The sequence below is a fragment of the Arthrobacter sp. HMWF013 genome (genome assembly GCF_003061105.1).
In the GTDB taxonomy this organism is placed as follows: Bacteria; Actinomycetota; Actinomycetes; order Actinomycetales; family Micrococcaceae; genus Arthrobacter.
Genome location: NZ_QAIQ01000495.1, coordinates 1 through 3,436, shown reverse-complemented (window position 1 = coordinate 3,436; position 3,436 = coordinate 1). Strand labels below are relative to the sequence as shown.

Sequence of the window (3,436 nt, the reverse complement as noted above, 5' to 3'; positions counted from 1 at the left end):
CCACACGGTCCAGCACGGCCTCCGGACCTGCGGCCACATCCTGGGCAAGTCGCTGCTCGGCCAGCACCCGGCCGCTGAGATCAGTGACGGCAACGATCACGTGGGTGGCCCCGACGTCGACGGCCAGTACGGCCCGTGCTGCCGGGTTGAAGGCAAAGCGCGACGGCGGCCTGCCGCCACTGGAATTCGCCTCCCCCGCGGGACCCACCAGTCCGGACAGGAGCAAGGCATCGATCCTGGATGCCACGGTGGAGCGCGCCAGCCCCGTCGTCAGGGCGAGGTCGGCGCGGGTACGTGCCTTGCCGTCCCGCAACAGCTGGAAGAGGTCACCGGCGCGCGCCAGGTTGCCGCCTGAATCTGCTGCAGCCTGGAAGGGGCCGGGGTGCGTGGTCATGAATCATGGATAACACACAGGGGTTCTGCATGTCACGCGGGGAAAGAAAATCAACTCACCAGCACCTTTTGCTTGACGTTCGGCAAAAGTCGCCTTAGCTTTAGGGGAAATCGTCGTCACTTCAGGAGAGCCCCATGCCGTACTCACTCCAGCTGTACACCCTGCGCTCTGCCATCCAGGAGGACCTCCCGGGCACCATCCGGCGGGTGGCCGGGATCGGCTTCACGCAGGTGGAGCCGTACAACTTCGTCGCCACTGCCAAGGAACTTGGCGCTGCCCTGAAGGAGAACGGCCTCACCGCGCCGTCCGGCCACGCACCCCTGCTCAGCCAGGACCAGGATGAAATCTTCGCCGCAGCCAGGGATTTGGGCATCAGCACCGTCATCGACCCGTTCATCGCAGCCGAGCGCTGGCAGACCGCTGAGGACATCCAGGCCACCGCGGCCGGGCTCAACGCCGCCGCCAAAAAAGGCGCTGAATACGGCATCCGCGTGGGTTACCACAACCATGCATGGGAGTTGGAGTCCACCATCGAGGGGCGCACGGCCTTGGAGTACTTCGCCGATCTCCTGGACCCCGAACTCGTCCTCGAGGTGGACACCTACTGGGTGGCCGTGGGCGGACGGGACCCCGTGGACATCCTGGGCAAGCTCGGGGACCGGGTGAAGCTCATCCACGTCAAGGACGGGCCGCTGACCACCGACACCGAGGCCCAGCAGCCCGCCGGCAAGGGCAAGGTTGCCGTTCTGGATGTCATTGCCGCGGCACAATCCCTGGAGACCGGCGTGGTGGAGTTTGATGACTATGACGGGGACATTTTCGAAGGAATCGCCGAGAGCCTCGCCTTCCTGAACGCCGCCGACGCTTCCGCAGCCGAGGGCGGCAAGGCATGAGCCCGGCAGGTACAGGGGCAGCCTCAGGCCGTGGGCCGGTGGGCGTCGCCGTCATCGGGGCCGGAAACATCAGCAAGCAGTATCTGGACAACCTCACTGTCTTCCCCGACCTCAAAGTGCTCGTCATTGCCGACTTATTCGAGGAGGCCGCCCAGTCGCGTGCCAAGGAATACGGCATCCCGGAGTGGGGCGGCGTTGACGCCGCACTGAACCACCCCGACGTCGAAATCATCGTCAACCTGACTATCCCGGCGGCCCACGTGGAGGTTGCCACTGCCGCCGTCCAGGCAGGCAAGCATGTCTGGACGGAAAAGCCGTTCTCGCTGGACCGTGAGTCCGGCCTGGGTCTGTTGAAGACCGCCGACGACGCCGGGATCCGTCTTGGCTGCGCCCCGGACACCTTCCTCGGTGCAGGGTTGCAGACGGCGCGGCGGATCATCGAGCGCGGCGACATCGGCACTCCGCTGACCGCCATGACCACGTTCCAGACGCCCGGCCCGGAGGCCTGGCACCCCAACCCGGCCTTCCTGTTCCAGTCCGGCGCCGGTCCGCTGTTCGACATGGGCCCGTACTACCTCACCGCCCTGGTCCAGACGTTCGGCTCCATCCGCAAGGTGGCCGCCGTCGGATCCAAATCCAAGGAGGTCCGCGTCATCGGTTCCGGACCCAAGGCCGGCGAGGAATTCACCGTGGACGTGCCTACCCACGTTTCCGCGATGGCTCAGTTCGAAAACGGCGCCTCCTCCCACAGTGTCTTCTCCTTCGAATCGCCGCGAGTCCGCATGGGTTTCGTGGAAATCACCGGCACCGAGGCCACGCTTTCGCTGCCGGATCCCAACCATTTCGACGGCGACCTCCGGCTCTGGCGGGCCGGGGACGAGGACTGGACTAATGTTCCGGCAACGGGTCCGGCGAACGGCCGCGGCATGGGCGTCCTGGACATGGCGCGTTCACTGCGCGCCGGCGTCCCCCACCGCGCCACGGGAGACCTCGCCTACCACGTCCTGGATTCCATGGTCTCGATCACCGAGTCAATGGACTCCGGCACGTTCGTGGATGTCAACAGCTCCGCTCCCGCATCCCCGGCTGTCCCCGAGGACTGGGCGCCGGAAACAGCCACCCTTTAGGAATTCATCATGACTCCACCGGATTCACTCCCCGCCACCCCGCAGCCGGACGCAAAACCACTGGGTGTGGCGATGATCGGCTACGCGTTTATGGGCAAGGCCCATTCGAACGCCTGGCGCAACGTTGCCGGCTACTTCGAGGTGCCGGCGTTCGAGCAGAAAGTCCTGGTGGGCCGGGATGCCGCCGGGGTGGCCGACGCCGCCGGGAAGTACGGCTGGGCTGAGACCGCCACGGACTGGCGCACTGTCCTGGAACGGGACGACATCCAGATCGTCGATATCTGCGCGCCGGGCTGGCTGCACGCCGAGATCGCCATCGCAGCGCTCGAGGCCGGCAAGCACGTCCTCCTGGAGAAGCCGCTCGCCAACACCCTGGCCGAGGCTGAGGCCATGACCGCCGCGGCCCGGGCCGCCAGGGCCAGGGGCGTCCAGTCGATGGTCGGGTTCACCTACCGCCGCGTCCCCGCCCTTGCCCTGGCGAAGGAGCTGATCGCCGAAGGCAGGCTGGGGACCGTCCGGCATGTCCGCGCCGCCTACCTCCAGGACTGGCTCGCGGACGAATCAACGCCCATGACCTGGCGGCTCAGGAAGGAAGCGGCGGGGTCCGGGGCGCTGGGCGACATCGCGTCGCACGCCATCGACCAGGTCCTGTTCCTGCTCGGGGATACGGCCACGGAAGTCTCCGGCCGGACCCACACGTTCACCACCCGCCGCCCCGGTGCAGGCGGTCCCGCTGCCGGTCTGGAGGATGTCACGGTCGACGACGCCGCCTGGGCAACGCTGTCCCTCGCCTCCGGGGCAATCGCCTCGGTGGAAGTGTCCCGGGTAGCCACCGGCCGGAAGAACTCGCTGCAATTGGAGATCTACGGCGACAAGGGCTCCCTGATGTTCGACCTCGAAAACCTCAACGAACTCCGCTTCCTCGACGCCACCGCACCGGCCCGGGAACAGGGCTTCGGCCGGATCCTGGTCACCGAACCCGAACACCCCTACCTGGACGCCTGGTGGCCGCAGGGCCACAT

3 protein-coding genes and 1 pseudogene are annotated in these 3,436 nt (G+C 66.9%); 3 read left to right on the top strand and 1 reads right to left on the bottom strand.

The genetic code is table 11. The features are described from left to right. Positions 1-394 (bottom strand): annotated as a pseudogene (locus DBR22_RS17590) (sugar kinase); the annotation flags it as partial. A gap of 134 nt (positions 395-528) precedes the next feature. Here DBR22_RS17590 and DBR22_RS17585 point away from each other — a divergent pair. The 3 genes from DBR22_RS17585 to DBR22_RS17575 all read left to right on the top strand — a co-directional run. After that, on the top strand, positions 529-1,287 hold the full coding sequence (locus tag DBR22_RS17585) for a sugar phosphate isomerase/epimerase family protein (protein ID WP_108600084.1): 759 nt from the start codon (positions 529-531) through the stop codon (positions 1,285-1,287). Continuing rightward, positions 1,284-2,414: a Gfo/Idh/MocA family protein gene (locus DBR22_RS17580; protein ID WP_108600083.1), complete on the top strand. Its 1,131-nt coding sequence runs from the start codon at positions 1,284-1,286 to the stop codon at positions 2,412-2,414. Before DBR22_RS17585 ends, DBR22_RS17580 begins: the two co-directional genes overlap by 4 nt. Before the next feature lie 9 nt (positions 2,415-2,423). Continuing rightward, positions 2,424-3,436 (top strand): Gfo/Idh/MocA family protein (locus DBR22_RS17575; protein ID WP_108600082.1); only part of this gene is annotated, 1,013 nt, incomplete at its 3' end.

Excerpts from the sequence above, each read along its gene's own strand:
- DBR22_RS17580 (WP_108600083.1), top strand. The coding sequence starts at position 1,284 with ATGAGCCCGGCAGGTACAGGGGCAGCCTCAGGCCGTGGGCCGGTGGGC.
- DBR22_RS17585 (WP_108600084.1), top strand. The coding sequence starts at position 529 with ATGCCGTACTCACTCCAGCTGTACACCCTGCGCTCTGCCATCCAGGAG.